General features: G+C 65.2%; 16 protein-coding genes and 1 tRNA gene. 9 read left to right on the top strand and 8 right to left on the bottom strand.

Translation table 11 applies throughout. From position 1 onward, the window contains the following. Positions 1–21 precede the first annotated feature (21 nt). Positions 22–903 (bottom strand): nitrogenase iron protein, encoded by an 882-nt coding sequence (gene nifH, locus B6K69_RS06270; protein ID WP_107672413.1) that lies wholly within the window; start codon positions 901–903, stop codon positions 22–24. Positions 904–1,557: 654 nt separating this feature from the next. On the opposite strand from nifH, the gene B6K69_RS06275 reads away from it, so the two are divergent. From B6K69_RS06275 to B6K69_RS06285, 3 genes are all read left to right on the top strand, one after another. Further along, positions 1,558–3,918: a cache domain-containing protein gene (locus tag B6K69_RS06275; RefSeq protein WP_228156819.1), complete on the top strand. Its 2,361-nt coding sequence runs from the start codon at positions 1,558–1,560 to the stop codon at positions 3,916–3,918. 107 nt (positions 3,919–4,025) lie between these two features. Beyond that, positions 4,026–4,622, top strand: coding sequence for a response regulator transcription factor (locus B6K69_RS06280; protein ID WP_107672412.1), 597 nt, complete (start codon positions 4,026–4,028; stop codon positions 4,620–4,622). Between the two features lie 191 nt (positions 4,623–4,813). Continuing rightward, a complete protein-coding gene (locus B6K69_RS06285; RefSeq protein WP_108643179.1) occupies positions 4,814–5,710 on the top strand; it encodes a bestrophin family protein in 897 nt (298 codons plus the stop codon). 43 nt (positions 5,711–5,753) lie between these two features. Here B6K69_RS06285 and B6K69_RS06290 read toward each other — a convergent pair whose 3' ends face one another. Both B6K69_RS06290 and B6K69_RS06295 read right to left on the bottom strand, forming a co-directional pair. After that, a complete protein-coding gene (locus B6K69_RS06290) occupies positions 5,754–6,008 on the bottom strand; it encodes a DUF6455 family protein (protein WP_107672410.1) in 255 nt (84 codons plus the stop codon). Between the two features lie 96 nt (positions 6,009–6,104). Further along, positions 6,105–6,833, bottom strand: a complete 729-nt coding sequence (locus B6K69_RS06295) for a M48 family metallopeptidase (RefSeq protein ID WP_107672456.1) — start codon at positions 6,831–6,833, stop codon at positions 6,105–6,107. A 109-nt stretch (positions 6,834–6,942) separates the two neighbouring features. Between B6K69_RS06295 and B6K69_RS06300 the strand changes: the two genes are divergently transcribed. Next, positions 6,943–7,194 carry a hypothetical protein gene (locus B6K69_RS06300; protein ID WP_108643180.1) on the top strand — a complete coding sequence of 84 codons (252 nt, stop codon included), beginning with the start codon at positions 6,943–6,945 and terminating at the stop codon, positions 7,192–7,194. A gap of 95 nt (positions 7,195–7,289) precedes the next feature. Here B6K69_RS06300 and B6K69_RS06305 read toward each other — a convergent pair whose 3' ends face one another. Together B6K69_RS06305 and B6K69_RS06310 are read right to left on the bottom strand one after the other, a co-directional pair. After that, complete coding sequence (locus B6K69_RS06305) at positions 7,290–7,787, bottom strand: DUF4405 domain-containing protein (RefSeq protein ID WP_107672408.1); 498 nt, start codon at positions 7,785–7,787, stop codon at positions 7,290–7,292. Between the two features lie 61 nt (positions 7,788–7,848). Then, positions 7,849–8,100 carry a DUF167 domain-containing protein gene (locus B6K69_RS06310; RefSeq protein WP_107672407.1) on the bottom strand — a complete coding sequence of 84 codons (252 nt, stop codon included), beginning with the start codon at positions 8,098–8,100 and terminating at the stop codon, positions 7,849–7,851. Between the two features lie 65 nt (positions 8,101–8,165). Here B6K69_RS06310 and B6K69_RS06315 point away from each other — a divergent pair, with 65 nt between their 5' ends. After that, positions 8,166–9,266: a class II histone deacetylase gene (locus B6K69_RS06315; RefSeq protein ID WP_108643181.1), complete on the top strand. Its 1,101-nt coding sequence runs from the start codon at positions 8,166–8,168 to the stop codon at positions 9,264–9,266. A 103-nt stretch (positions 9,267–9,369) separates the two neighbouring features. Here the strand turns inward: B6K69_RS06315 and B6K69_RS06320 are convergent, their stop codons facing one another. Genes B6K69_RS06320 through B6K69_RS06330 form a run of 3 tightly spaced genes read right to left on the bottom strand, consistent with a single transcriptional unit; the run spans position 9,370 to position 11,310 of the window. Beyond that, positions 9,370–9,846 (bottom strand): DUF2948 family protein, encoded by a 477-nt coding sequence (locus B6K69_RS06320; RefSeq protein WP_108643182.1) that lies wholly within the window; start codon positions 9,844–9,846, stop codon positions 9,370–9,372. After that, positions 9,846–11,117, bottom strand: a complete 1,272-nt coding sequence (murA, locus tag B6K69_RS06325) for a UDP-N-acetylglucosamine 1-carboxyvinyltransferase (protein ID WP_107672404.1) — start codon at positions 11,115–11,117, stop codon at positions 9,846–9,848. The genes B6K69_RS06320 and murA overlap by 1 nt, the downstream gene beginning before the upstream one ends. A 7-nt stretch (positions 11,118–11,124) precedes the next feature. Further along, a complete protein-coding gene (locus B6K69_RS06330; RefSeq protein WP_108643183.1) occupies positions 11,125–11,310 on the bottom strand; it encodes a hypothetical protein in 186 nt (61 codons plus the stop codon). Between the two features lie 103 nt (positions 11,311–11,413). Between B6K69_RS06330 and B6K69_RS06335 the strand changes: the two genes are divergently transcribed. From B6K69_RS06335 to B6K69_RS06345, 4 genes are all read left to right on the top strand, one after another. Further along, positions 11,414–11,488, top strand: a tRNA-Thr gene (locus B6K69_RS06335). A 78-nt stretch (positions 11,489–11,566) separates the two neighbouring features. After that, entirely contained in the window at positions 11,567–13,237 is a 1,671-nt protein-coding gene (locus B6K69_RS06340) for a DUF6538 domain-containing protein (RefSeq protein ID WP_108643184.1), read from the top strand. Between the two features lie 466 nt (positions 13,238–13,703). Beyond that, positions 13,704–13,871 (top strand): hypothetical protein, encoded by a 168-nt coding sequence (locus B6K69_RS18130; RefSeq protein ID WP_164681841.1) that lies wholly within the window; start codon positions 13,704–13,706, stop codon positions 13,869–13,871. Positions 13,872–14,206: 335 nt separating this feature from the next. After that, complete coding sequence (locus B6K69_RS06345) at positions 14,207–14,866, top strand: recombinase family protein (protein ID WP_108643185.1); 660 nt, start codon at positions 14,207–14,209, stop codon at positions 14,864–14,866. The last annotated feature ends 10 nt before the right edge of the window (positions 14,867–14,876 follow it).

Genomic DNA, 14,876 nt, shown 5'->3' on the forward strand with positions numbered 1-14,876 from the left:
GCCCGGTCCCGGCGGGGCCTGTCAGGCGCCGGCCGCAGCCGCGGCGATGGCGGCAAGCCGGTCTTCCTCGGTCTGCATGATGCCGAAATCCATCAGCATCTGTTCCAGCTCTTCCATGGTGATCGGCGTCGGAATCACGCCCTGACCCGAGTTCGCATGGATCTTGCGCGCCAGTTCGCGGTATTCCTCGGCCTGCTTGCTCTCGGGGGCGTACTGGATCACCGTTTCGCGGCGCAGTTCGGCGTGCTGCACGATGTTGTCACGCGGAACGAAGTGAATCATCTTGCAGCCCAGCCGCGCGGCCAGCGCCTCGGCCAGTTCCAGTTCACGGTCGGTCTGGCGTTCGTTGCAGATCAGCCCGCCCAGACGCACGCCGCCCGAATTGGCGTATTTCAGGATGCCCTTTGCAATGTTGTTGGCGGCATACAGCGCCATCATCTCGCCCGACATGACGATGTAGATTTCCTGCGCCTTGTTCTCGCGGATCGGCATGGCGAAGCCGCCGCAGACCACGTCGCCCAGAACGTCATAGGACACATAGTCCACGTCCTCATAGGCGCCGTTCTCTTCCAGGAAATTGATCGCGGTGATCACGCCGCGCCCCGCGCAGCCCACACCCGGCTCCGGCCCGCCGGCCTCGGTGCATTTGATGCCCTTGTAGCCGATCTTCATCACGTCTTCCAATTCCAGATCCTCGACCGACCCGGCCTCGGCGGCCAGATGCAGCACGGTGTCCTGCAGCTTGGTGTTGAGAATCAGACGGGTGCTGTCGGCCTTGGGGTCACAGCCGACGATCAGGATCTTCTGGCCCATCTCGACCAGCGCGGCGAGGGTGTTCTGCGAGGTGGTGGATTTGCCGATGCCGCCCTTGCCGTAGAAGGCGATCTGACGAAGCTTGCTCATGTCCGGGTCCCTTTCGGTTCAACGATGCTCACGAGACGGCGGAGCAGCCGCTCTCGGGACCAGAGCAGCAGGAAACGTGCCAAGGGGGCTTCCCTTGAGGAAACCTATTGAATTCAAATTGCTACATGGGGTTCGACGCGCCCGCCCGCTTTGTGCGGTTTCCGACAATCGCTGCCGGATGCAACAATCGCCGGTCAGGCCGGACATGGGGCGATCTGCGACGGCCAGCGCCGGCGGCGGCCATTGTCACAGCAATTCCGGGCGCCAAAAAGGAAAAGGTCCGGCGAACGATCATGTGATCGTTACGCCGGACCAACTCTTTAAAGCGGCAGAAACCGCAGCACTCGTTACGACTCGTTACGACACCTGCAATGCAACACCCCAACCACCCGCTTGGGGAACCACACACTCATCCAACTCAATACCCAGTCTGTTTCGCATTTCTCTAATTCAAAGAAAATTCGTGTCGTTGCCTAGGCAATATTGCCTACACGCCCCGCCCCTGCCCCGGACCGCCGTTTCGACGCTTCGTCAGATCGGCCGGAACACAGTGCAATTCGCGGTCCGGGCTGCTATCACGGGCCGGATGACGGGCGCGCGCCCCCCGCAAGCCGCGCCGGCCAGTCCCGCAGCCAGTAACGAACAGATGATGTCATGCGCCCCACGCCGCGAAAGAAACCGACGATCACGAAATCCCTGGGCGCGCTGCTGGCAATCTGTCTGGCCGGGTTGCAGTTCCTGGCCGTCTTCCTGGTGGTCTACACGTCTTACCTGACCTCGGAACGGGCGCTGCTTCTTCATGCGCGCGATCTGCTGCGCGATGTCGGCATCAACACGATCGAACATTCCAAGGGCTTCCTCAGCCCGGCGGAAGGTGCGGCCGAACTGGCCGCGCGGCTGGCGCAGAACCGGGTGATCGCCAGCGACGATCCGCAGGTGCTGGAACGGCTGCTGTTCCAGCAGTTGCAGATCGCCCCCCAATTCGCCGGCATCTACTTCGGCAGCGAAGACGGCAACTTCGTCATGGTGATGCGCACCCCCGAAGGCCCGGGCGAGTTCCGCTCGAAGATCATCACCCAAAGGGATGGCAAGCGTCTGGTGCAACTGATCTGGCGCGACGACAGCTTCGGCATCGTCGAGGCCCGGGTTGACCCCGAAGATCCCTACGATCCCCGGCAGCGGCCCTGGTACAAGAAGGCCAAGGCCCAGTTGACCACGATCTGGACCGATCCCTACATCTTCTTCACCTCGCAGCAGCCGGGCATCACCCTGGCCGCCCCGGTGATCAGCAACCACGAACAGGGCTTCATCCGTGGCGTGGTGGGCGTCGACATCGAGATCAGCATGATCTCGCACTTCCTGTCGCGGCTGAACATCGGCCAGCACGGCAAGGCGCTGATCATCCACAGCGACGGCGATGTGATCGCGCACCCCGATCTGAACCTGATCAAGGCCAAGAACGAAGACGGCACCCTGCGCTTTGCCAATATCCGCGAATTCGAAGACCCGATCGCCCGCGCGGCCTTTGCCCCCATGGCCAACGACGGCCTTCTGACCGTGACCGAGGAAACCCCGACCGAGTTCACCTACGAGGGGCAGAAGTTCGTGGCGACGGTCATGCCGAAGATCAGTGACACCCTGCCCTGGACGATTGCCGTCTATGCGCCGGAAGACGACTTTACCGGCGTCATCAAGCAGAACCGTTCGATGAACATCTGGATCGCGGCGCTGGTGGCCGCGATTTCCGGCGTGGCGGGCCTTGGGCTGGCCCATCTGATCTACAAGCCGGTTCATGCCTTCGCGATCCGCTCGACGCTGATCGCCCAGGGCGTGATCGACCCGTCCGATCCGCAGCCGCGCACCTATATGGAGCTTGAACGTGCCAACACGACCCTTGTCCGCGAAATCGTCGCCCGGCGAGAGGCCGAGCGTGAATATGGCCAGACCTTTGACCAGTCCCCCCGTGGCATGGCGCAGATCTCCTCGTCCTGCGGCGCCTTCACCCGCGTCAACGCCAGCCTGTGCCGGATGACCGGCTTCGAGCCGGACGAACTGATCGGCAAGCCGATCACCGACATGCTGCTGTCGGCCTCGTCCGACAGCCCCCCGCAGATTGATGCCCCGTTCAAGGATTTCGTCGGCAACCGCGAAATGCGCTGCCGCCGCAAGGATGGTTCGCTGTTCTGGGTCGCGGTGAACTCGATCATCGTGAACGATGCCGACGGCAACCCGATGCACGCCGTTGTGACGCTGGACGACATCACCTCCAGCAAGGAAGCCGAAGGCCAGATCGTGCAGTTGAACCGCGACCTGTCGCATCTGGCCCGCGGCAACACGATGGGCCAGATGGCCACTGGCCTTGCGCATGAACTGAACCAGCCGCTGACGGCCATCGCGCAGAACGCCGATACCGCGCTTCTGATCCTGAACCAGCACGCCCAGCCCGATGACGAGCTGCACGAAATCCTGCTGGAAATCGAAAAGCAGTCGCTGCGCGCAGGCGAAATCATCCGCGCGCTGCGGGCCTTCATCCGCAAGGATGCGGGCGACCGCAGCGTGTTCGGCTTCGGGGAACTGCTTGACCAGTCGCTGCGCCTGGTGCGCGCCGAGGCGACCGAAGCCAACGTCACCATCGAAAGCGAGATCGCGCCGGATGTGCCCGATGTGGAAGGCAACCGCGTTCAGATTGCCCAGGTCATCGTGAACCTCCTGCGCAACGCGATCGAGGCGATTGCCGATGCAGGGTCGAACGAACGCCGGGTCACCGTCAGGGCCTGGCCGGACGCCGCCCTGATGACCGTCAGCGTCAAGGACACCGGGCCGGGCATCTCGCCCACGATCAATCTCTTCGCCCAGTTCGAAACCAGCAAGCCCGATGGCATGGGGCTTGGCCTGTCGATCTGCCGAAGCATCATCGAGGCCAATGGCGGCGCCCTCTGGCTGGAAGAGCGCAGCGAAGGCGGCGAGGGAGGAGCGGAATTCCGCTTCACCCTGCCGCTGCACCGCACCGCCTGACATCAGAATCGCCGCCGCTTGGTTGCGGTCGGGTGCGAATCCCATAACACTGGCACCATCGGCCCCCAGAACGGAGCACGCACCTGACCGACCCGAACAATGCTGCCATGACCGTCTTTCTGGTCGACGACGATGAGGACATTCGCCTCTCGCTGTCCCGGGCGCTTGGCAAACGGGGCTATGTCGTCGAACCTCACGACTCGGCTCAGTCCTTTCTGGATGCCTATGACGACAGCCGCCCCGGCTGCCTGCTGCTGGATTACGGGATGCCGGGAATGAACGGGCTGGACCTCCAGCGCCGGCTGAACGACGAGGGCCGCGCGATCCCGGTGATCTTCATCACCGGCCACGGCGGCGTGCCGGAATCGGTGCAGGCCATCAAGGGCGGCGCCATCGACTTTCTGGAAAAGCCGTTCCGCCAGAGCGATCTGATCGAACGCATCGAAACGGCCTTCGCCATTGCCCGTGAACGCCTGTCGTCGCAGGTGCAGTCGCGCCAGCATGAGGCGCTGTTTGCCCGGCTGACCGCCCGAGAGGCGGAAATCGTGGCCCGGATGCTGCAACGCCCGGCCGAAACCTCCAGCAAGGAAATCGCCGCCTATCTGGGCATCAGCCCCAGAACGGTGGATCATCACCGCGCGCGGATTCTGGAAAAGCTGAACGTGCGCTCGGTGGCCGAGCTGATCGCACTGGCCAAAAGCTGACCGCCGGGGCGGCTGACGCCTTGCCCGAAATTTCGGCACTCCGCCGCATCTTGGCCAAACTCAAGGCGATGTGACCGCGCGGCGTCCCCGCGGGCTGTTCTTGGCGCAGCCGGGGGGATATGCCGGCGCAAACACATCGCCCTGACGTTGCGCCGGACATGGCCGCACCGCCCCAAGGAAAGGCTCGCCCGATGATCGTGCGCGAAAAACCCCGTCTCTGGGATCTGCTGACAGCCATGCGTGGCTCGGTCGTGCCGCATATCGTCAGGCCGCTGCTGTTCCTGACCGGCTTCGCGCTGGTGGTGGTCTGGCTGGACCATTTCACCCCCTATGTGCCAAAGCTGGAAACCTCGGCCTATGCGACCTTCGGGATCGGCCTGTCGCTGTTCCTGGGGTTTCGCAACAACGCCGCCTATGACCGCTGGTGGGAGGCGCGCAAACTTTGGGGCGGGATGCTGGCCGACATGCGCAGCCTTGCGCGCGAAACCGATGTCTTCGTTCCCGATGCCGCCGAACGCCGGACAATCCTGCATCTGGCCATTGCCTTCGTCCACGCCCACCGGCTGCACCTGCGCGGCCAGAAGCTGACGGCCGATTCCGATGTTCCCGAAACCGCCCGCGCGCTGGCCGGCACGCCGCACCCGCCCTGCACCGCGCTGGACCGCATGAACAGCGTGATCGCCTGCGCCCATCGCGAAGGCCGCATCGACGGCTTCGGCGCCCGCGCCCTGACCACCCGGATGTCGTCGATCGCGCTGCAACAGGCGGGCTGCGAGCGGATCTTCAACACCCCCCTGCCCTTCGTCTATTCGCTGCTGATCTACCGGACGACCTTCCTCTACTGCATGATGCTGCCCTTCGCGCTGAACTCGGCGACGGGCTGGATGACGCCGATCTTCGTGGGCGTCGTCGCCTACATGTTTCTTGGCCTTGCCGAAGTGACCGAGGAACTGGCGCATCCCTTCGGGCTGCAACCGAACGGGCTGGCGCTGGATGCGATCTGCCGCGCGGTCGAAATCAGCTTCGCGCCGCATCTGGGCACCGAACCGCCGCCCCCGCTGCGCCCGGTCAACTATTATCTGATCTGACGCGCGGCGATCTTCGCCGCGCCCGGTCCGGCCGGGCCGGCTTTCAGTTCGGGCAAAGCGCCTCGATCGACGATTTGTTCGGGCAGAATTCGGGCATCCGCTTCGACGCGCCCGACCCCGCCAGCCAACTGTCGCAGCGCGACAGGCAGGTGCAGCCTTCGCAGCGCGCGACGATGGTCGCCAGTTCTTCCCGCGTCAGCCAGCCGTCAATCACGGCCTGCGGCAGGTTCACGCCGGCAACACGGGCCATGCCACGGGTCATCCACCAGGCCCGGGGGGCATCCGTATATCCGATCATGGCCTTGCCTCGCGCTGCTGGGGGTGCTGGCCCCAAGGTGACAAACCCGGCGCGGCGCTGCATTGACGCAAATCAATCGGCGGCGCCGGTGTCCGGTCAGCCGCCCAGACCCTGCACCGCCGCGACCACAACCGCCTTGCGTTGCGCATTCGGCGGGTGGCTGCCCAGGAACTTGTCGCCGGGATCGGGCAGCCGGTCGAAGAAGGCGGAACCGCGCACCGGATCATAGCCCGCCTGCCAGGCGATCCGTGCGCCCAGCGCATCGGCCTCCAGCTCGAAATCCTTGGAATACTGCCTTGCGGCAAGGCTGGCGCCCACATTCTGCGCCGCCTTCACCTGGTCGGCCGGCAATCCCGTGGCCTGCGCCAGCACACCGGCCAGAATCGCCCCGCCCATGGCCTGTTCCTGCTGGCGGGGAATGTGGCCGGCCACATGATGCGCCGCCTCATGCCCCAGCACGAAGGCCAGTTCATCGGCGTTCCGCGCCATTTGCAGCAAGGAGATGGTGAACACCAGATAGGGCCGCCCGCTGGAATCCAGCGTCTGGAAGGCATTGGGCTGCAACCCCGGCCGGTCGTCCACCGCGATCACGAAATCGCAGTTGCGCCCCGCCGCCCGCGCCCGGCAGGCGGCTTCGGCCACCGGCTCGACCCGCGCCGCCACCGCGGCAAACCCTGACAGCCCGCCCGCCACGGACGGCGCGGGCGCCATCCGCGGCGCGTCCGGCGCAGCCTCCTGCGGATAGGGGGACACGGCCACGCATCCGGCAAGCGCCAGCGCGGACCACAGGGCAAGGGCAAGGCGCAGCGGGCGCCGGGGGATCATCAGGCCAGTCATGCCCGGATACCTAGCAAATCCGGGGCGCCCGAAAAGACCCCCGGTCGCCGGCTCGCGAAAGGTTGCGCAGGGGGCGGGCACGGGCTAGCCTTGTCCCATGTTCACCATCGAGCACGAATTCGACGCCACGGTCGTCACCCTGATCGACGAAGGGGACGGGCTGCCCCTCATGGGCGATGTGATCATTACCGCCTTCGAAGATTGCGTCGCGGTCGAACAGACCGACCCGGACACCGAGGAAACCGTCCGCATCACCCTGTCGATGACGCAGCTTGCCGATCTGGCCGCCGCACTGAACCTGCCCGAAGGCAGCTACCGGATAGACCGCACCCCCGCCCCCAAGGGCTGAGCCTCCGCAAACAGAACGCCCGCCGTCAGGGGAAACGGCGGGCGTTGCCGGTCAGGTGGCGCGAGGACCCTTTGCGCCGCCCGCCGGAAGGGGTTTCAGCCGCCCGTTGCCAGCAGCGCCGCCATCAGATCCGCGTTCGACTTGCCGGCGGCCGTGGCCATGTCGGCCAGGCTTTGCCCGGGCATCGGGGTGAAGCCCGCCGCAACCAGCGCCTTCGTCACCGCCTCGGGCGATTGTCCCAGCGCCGGGGCCACCGCTTCCGGGGTGGATTTCAGCACCTGCGCCGCCAGCCGCATCTGCGGCGGCCCGCCCGCCTGACCCGACCCCGACGGCAGCAGGAACACCGCCCCCGCCAGCAGCGACACCGCCACCGCCACAGCCATCGGCGTGCCGCGCAGATAGCTGGTCATCGGCCGCCAGTTCTTCCAGATATGCAGGACGAAGGGCACGATCAGCACAAGGCTCAGCCATTCATGCATCCCGTGAAAGCCCGAAGGGCCGATGTGGAAGAACAACGCAAGACCCGAGATCAGCGAAACAAGAAACAGCCCGGTAATGAACGGGGTGGCATAGCGTGACAGGACGGGAGACATGGGATTTGGCCTTCTGGGGTTGAACCTGCCCCTTGAACGCCGCGGCGCAGCACTTCCGTCGCTAATCCAGGCGGAAAACCTTGTCGCGCGCCTTGGCTCCGCGCAGCAGCACCAGCCGCGACTTGGCCACCCCCAGCGCCTGCGCCAGCAGCACCTGCGCCGCCGCCGTGGCCTTGCCGTCCTCGGGCACCACCGTCACCGCAATGCGGATCGGCGGCCCCGCGTCCAGCCCGGCCCGCCGCGCGTTCGGCGTGACCCGCACCGCGATCTCGGCGCCGGGTCGGGCAAGGTGCGAAAGGTCGGGCAGGTCCATCGGCTTTCCTCTGGCCTTCCACCCTGCCCCGCGCCTAGGCTGGCCGCAAGCCCCGGAGGACCGACATGACCACTGCCTTCTATTCCGACGAACGCTGCTTCTGGCACGGGGGCGGCAATTATGCCTTTACCCTGCCCACGGGCGGCCTTGTCCAGCCCGGCGGTGGCCTGCCCGAAAGCCCGGAAACCAAGCGCCGCCTGAAGAACCTGCTCGACGTGACCGGCCTTCTGCGCGAGATGGAAACCCGCACCGCGCCCGAGGCGACCTGGGCCGAAATGGCGCGCGTCCACCCCGAAACCTATCTGCAGGCCTTCAAGGCCGCCTCCGATGCCGGCGGCGGCGAACTGGGCCTGCGCACCCCCTTCGGCCGCGGCGGGTTCGAGATCGCGGCGCTGTCGGCCGGCCTTGCCACCGCCGCCCTGCGCGCCGTGCTGACGGGCGAGGCCGCCAATGCCTATGCCCTGTCGCGCCCCCCCGGCCACCACTGCCTGCCGGATTTCCCGAACGGCTTTTGCCTGCTGAACAACATCGGCATCGCCATCCGCGCCGCCCGCGCCGAAGGCCGGCTGGGCCGTGTCGCCGTGGTCGATTGGGACGTGCACCACGGCAACGGCACCGAGGCGGTGTTCTGGGACGATCCCGACACCCTGACCCTCAGCCTGCATCAGGACCGCAACTACCCGCTCGACACCGGCGGGCTCGAGGCGCGCGGCGGCGACCGCGCCCCCGGCAGCAACCTGAACCTGCCGCTGCCGCCCGGCTGCGGCCATGCCGCCTATCTTCACGCCTTCGACCGCGTGGTCCTTCCGGCCCTGCACCGCTTCCGCCCCGATGCGATCATCGTCGCCTGCGGCTACGATGCCTCGGCCGTTGATCCGCTGGGGCGTATGCTGCTGACCGCCGAAACCTTCCGCCTGATGACCCGCCGGGTGAAGCAGGCGGCGGCAGACCTGTGTGACGGCCGTCTGCTGCTGGTGCATGAAGGCGGCTATTCCGAGGTGCATGTCCCGTTCTGCGGCCATGCCGTGCTGGAAGAGCTGTCCGGCAGCGCGATCCGCGCGCCGGACCCGCTGGCCGCCACGCTGGAAAAACGCCAGCCCGACGCCCGCTTCGACGCCTTCGCAAAGGCCTGGATCGACGAAGCCGCCGTCACCCTGGGCCTCTGACCACCAAAGCCGCCGCCGGCCCTTTCATCTGTCCATAAACATCCCGGGGGTGCGGGGGCAGCGCCCCCGCCCTGCCCCCCGCCCTGCGCGGCCGCCTGCCCGATCAGCCGCCGTGGTCGGGCGCGTGGCGCGACGGGGCGATATAGGGCTTGGTCACGTCGTCCAGCCGCAGTTCCAGCGTTTCCACCTCCAGCGCCACCGCGCCGTCGCCCGCCAGCACCAGCGTCAGCCGGCCCGTGCCATCCTCGCCCGGCAGCCAGTCCAGCGACAGGATCGACAGCACCAGATCGGCGTCGCGCCGATCAATGCCCTGCGTCCTGACCGCCGTCACATCCTCCACGGTCAGCAGGCTGCGCACCCGTTCGAACGGCCGCCCCTCGCGCGCGGCGGCCTCGCGGTCTTCCCAGCGAAAGCGGTTGACCAGCGCCACAAAGCGGCGGCGGCGCGCGTCATAGCGCATCTCGACCGCCGGCAGCACCGCATCCTGCACCAGGGCCGACACCACCGGCAGATCCTCGGCCCCCTGCGCCAGCAGCCGCAGCGGGCCTTCGTCGCCGTCCTCGTAACGCGCGTCGGCCATCAGTTGCCCCGGATCCGTTCGATCCTGGCGCCGCAGGCCGACAGCTTTTCCTCAACCCGCTCATAGCCGCGGTCCAGGTGGTAGACCCGGCTCACCACCGTTTCCCCCTCGGCCGCCAGCCCCGCCAGAATCAGGCTGACGCTGGCGCGCAGGTCGGTGGCCATCACCGGCGCACCGCGCAGTTTCTCGACCCCCGTCACCGTGGCCGTGCCCCCGCGCACGTCGATCCGCGCGCCCATCCGCATCAGTTCGGGCGCGTGCATGAAGCGGTTCTCGAAGATCTTTTCTTCCAGAACGCTGGTGCCCTCGGCGGTGCAAAGCAGCGCCATCATCTGCGCCTGCAGGTCGGTCGGGAATCCGGGGAAGGGTTCGGTCGTCACATCCACCGCCCGCACCCGGCCATTCTTGCGCGAAACCTTCAGGCCGCGCGCGGTCTCGGTCACCGAAACCCCCGCCGCGTCCAGCTTTTCGGCAAAGGCGCCCACCAGCTCCAGCCGGCCGCCCAGACATTCCACCTCGCCACCCGCAATCGCCGGCACCAGCATATAGGTGCCCAGCTCGATCCGGTCCGTCACCACCGGATGGGTGGCGCCATGCAGCCGGTCAACGCCCTGAATGGTGATCGTGCCGCTGCCCTCGCCCTCGATCTGCGCGCCCATCCGGCGCAGGCAGCGGGCAAGATCCACGATCTCGGGCTCGCGCGCGGCGTTCTTCAGCACCGTGGTGCCCTTGGCCAGCGTCGCCGCCAGAAGCGCGTTCTCGGTCGCCCCGACCGAGACCAGCGGAAACTCGAACACCGCCCCCTTCAGCCGCCCGCCGGGCGCCTTGGCATGAACATAGCCGTCGCGCAGGTCCAGATCGGCCCCCATCGCCTCCAGCGCCTTCAGGTGCAGGTCCACCGGCCGCGCCCCGATGGCACAGCCCCCCGGCAGCGACACGACCGCATGGCCGTCGCGCGCCAGCATCGGCCCCAGCACCAGGATCGAGGCCCGCATCTTCCGCACGATGTCATAATCGGCCCGGTGATTGTCGATCGCATGGCTCGACAGCGCCAGCACCAGCCCGTCCTGCAAGGCGGCGACCTCGGCCCCCAGCGATTGCAGCAGTTGCGTCATGGTGGCGATGTCGGACAGGCGCGGCGCATTGGTCAGCGTCAGCGGCTCCTCGCTCAGCAGCGTGGCCGGCATCAGCGTCAGACAGGCGTTCTTCGCCCCCGCGATCGGGATCTCGCCCTTCAGCGGTCCGTTGCCCTTGACCAGAATCGAATCCATGCCTGCCTCACTCGCCCGTGTTCTCGTTGTCCGGTTGCCCGTCGTCAGGCGTCCCGCTTGACCGCGCCCTGGCCTGGGCCTTGCGGCGGCCCATGTTCGCCTTCAGCGCCGCCTTCAGCCGCTCCTCCCGCGACAGGGTCGCGGTCGGCTGACCCGTCTTTGCGGGCGTCTCGGGCGTGGGGGTCTTGCGCATCGGGAACCCCACATACCGCAGCCCGCGCCACGGGTCCAGACATCGCGCGAAAAGGGGGTTGCGGACAGGCAATCCTTGGTCTATCTCCGCCGCCACCAACGGCGCTGCAGTAGCTCAGTGGTAGAGCACTCCCTTGGTAAGGGAGAGGTCGAGAGTTCAATCCTCTCTTGCAGCACCATCCATCCCCTTGATTTTGCGTAAGCATCTGATCCATCTTTGGATTTGTGCCGCCCACTAGTGCAGATGGGTCGTGCAGATGCGTTATGCCATGCCTAATCCAGAACTGATCAACGGGAACTACTACCTCCGCCTCCACGTCCCGAAGGACGTTGCCGAGAAAGCCAGAGGAACCACTGTCGCCATCCCCGTGGGGGACGCGATCAAGTATCAAAAGGTCGGCTCAGTGGTTAAAGTCTCGCTGCTGACGAAGGTCGCAGCCGAGGCGAAGCACCGCTTCACGAAAGCTCTAGCGGCAGTCGAAGCCCACTGGGAAAGCCTGAGGCGTGGGCCAGTCAAGCTGACGCACAAGCAGTGCTTGGGGCTTGCCGGGGAGCTGTATTCGGACTTCATCAGGGTGTCTGACGAGAACCCCGGCCCTCCCGATCTATGGCAGCAGATCAGGAAGTGGGACGAAGAGGCAAGAACCCCAAGGCTTCGCCCCATCGAAACCCTGATGGTTCCCATTCCAAAAGCTAGTGCAGACTGGTCCATCGAAGAGCGTTTTGGTGGCTTCGCCGACGTCATGCTGCAAAGGCACAAACTGCAGGTAGATGCCGCCTCTCGCTGGCAGCTTGTGCTTCAGATTGCGAAGGCAATGGACAAGGCTACTGCCGTCATCCTGCGAAAAGCCGAAGGCGACTACAGCGACAGCGGGGAGACAAATGCCTTTCCGCAGTTCGTTCCACCCAGCCCGGCGGAAAGCGATGCAGTGCCAACATCGAAGACCGAACCGAAAACTGGGCTGGTGTCTATCACTCAGCTCTTCGGGCATTGGGAACTCGACCATCTGGCAGCGGGCAAGTCACCTCGCACAGTGAAGGACTTCCGCCACAAGTCCGCATCCCTGATCCGTTTCCTCGGTCACGAAGACGCGGAAAGGGTCACACCTGAAGACATCTCTAACTGGTGCGATGACCTGAAGCTGAACCAAGGCATAAGTCCAAGGACCGTAAGTCAGAAGTATCTTGCCGTTGTGAAGTTGATCTACGCCATCGGCGTTGAGAAGAGGAAGATCAAGGACAACCCGGCGAAGGACTACAAGGTCCGCCACACCAAGCCCAAGAAGACGCGCTCTGCGGGCTTCACTGACGCAGAAGCTCTGGCGATCTTGCGGGCAACTCTTGAGGACGACCACAGTCAAGGCCGCAGGTCGGAAGAGAACCGACGGGCTATCCGCTGGCTGCCGTGGATTTGCGCCTTTACAGGGGCCAGGATCACCGAAGCAGCCCAGCTCCGCACCATCGACCTGATTGAAGAGGGTGGCATCCTCTGCCTTCGCATCACCCCAGAAGCTGGGTCCGTTAAGACCGGAAACTATAGGACCGTCCCGCTCCATCCGCAGCTCTTGGACATGGGTCTCCCCGCAATGATCCGCAGTCTGCCACCGGGGCCGATCTTCTACCACCTGAAGCCCTTCCGTGGCGTTGCGGCTGACCCGGTAGAACGCGCACAGAACGCTGGTGCAAAGGTCGGGGAGTGGGTGCGGAAGGTCGTCAAAATCACCGACCCTGTGCTGCAGCCTAACCACGCTTGGCGGCATCGCTTCAAGACGGTGGCGCGAGAAGTCGGGATGGACCTGGAAATCCGCGATGCCATCCAAGGGCATGAAGACGGAAGGGCCGCAAGCGACTATGGGGAAGTGAGCATCAAGGCCATGTGGAACGCGCTGCAGGCCTTCCCCCGATACGACGTCACGGCAAAGACCTGAGGACGCCCGTAGTGGCCCGCAGAGAGGCGCTGGAGCTTTGCTCCAAGGGATGCGGCAGGTATCCGCACAGCACAGTTCTACGGGCCTCCCCGCGCGTTCAGATAGGCTTGCCGCGGAGAGCTTGGTGAGCCTGCAGGAAGGTGGTCGAGTTAGGTGCCACCATTGCAGAGGAAGACCTCTGTGGGGGCCTCTCTAGCGGTAGCTGCAAGACCAAGACTTGGGATGCATAGCCGGTGCCACTCTTGCCTGACCCATGAGCCGTGGGGGGTAAGGGGGGCATCTGCGGATGCAGACCAAGATAGGGTATCAGGGTCATAGCTTAAGCTACCGGCTCAACGCTATCGGGTTTGGGGGGAGGAGAGTGCAGGGGGTAGCTTCAGCTTGACGTGTAGCGACCATCCCCTCCACCACCATCCCCCAAGGAACGAAGCTCAGGCTTGACCCTCAGCTACAGCCACCCACGAACTTGTCCCGCACCTTGGACCAGTCCAAGGAAAAGACCCCGAAAGACCCCACCATCCGCGAGAAGTTCAACACCTACCGCTTCGCCGATCACAACAAAAAGGTCGCCGACCTCATCGCCCCCGTGACCCGCGTTTCGGTTGAGAGGGTCGAGATCGTGGGGGGGCGATGAAGGGAGCGAAGCGGGAAGCGGTGGCTTCAAGCTGAAGCGACCCCGGCATGTTTTCGCGGCGTAAATCTGAGCGGCCTACCGTTACTCCATCGCAGCGCGTTTTCCCCCATACCCGGGGGTCTACCCGTGGCGGGGGTCATCCCATTCCCTCAGCGCCGCACGATCTGCAGCCCAGCGCTAACGGCCCAGTTCCCCGTCTTACCCTACCGGCTGCACCCTTCCCTCCCCCCCTTCTATCCCTGCCACAAGAACGAGTCATATCAATCACAACGATCATTGACGTTTGATACGCGCTTGCCTACCTTTCTTTCCAGACGAAGAGAGGAGGAAGCCTCATGAAGCAATACGTCACCTACAAGCGCGTCAGCACGGCAGAGCAGGGCCGCAGTGGCCTTGGGCTTGAAGCTCAAGACCGTGACATGCAGCTATACCTTGAGACCTTCTCCGAAGTTCCCTTCGAGGTCGTGGCCGAGTTCGTAGACGTGGAAAGCGGTGGGAACGATGATCGCCCCGAACTCGCCAAGGCCATCGCTCTGGCCAGGCGCACAAGGGCCGAGCTGCTGGTCGCCAAGCTGGACCGCCTCAGCCGCGATGTAGCGTTCATCGCCACCTTGCTGAAGGACAAGCGCCTGAGCTTCCGCGTGGCGTCCATGCCCCATGCTGACAAGTTCCAGCTCCACATCTACGCCGCGCTGGCCGAGCAGGAGCGTGACTTCATCTCACGTCGCACCAAGGCAGCTCTGGCCGCAGCGAAGGCCAAGGGGAAGGTACTGGGAGGCCTGCGTGATGCTACGATGAAGCGTAACGAAGTGGTCAAGCGCAACGCCCAGCGCCGCGCTACGGATCTGCAGGGAGTGCTGCTGCCCATGCGGCAGGCGGGGAAGTCCCTACGCGAGATCGCAACAGAACTGTCGCGGTTGGGGATCAAAACAGCCCGAGGTGGAGAATGGACTGCAGCGCAGGTATCAAGGCACCTGATCCGATTGAGTCACTAAACAATCCTGC

This window comes from Pseudogemmobacter blasticus (genome assembly GCF_003071405.1).
Taxonomy (GTDB): domain Bacteria; phylum Pseudomonadota; class Alphaproteobacteria; order Rhodobacterales; family Rhodobacteraceae; genus Pseudogemmobacter; species Pseudogemmobacter blasticus.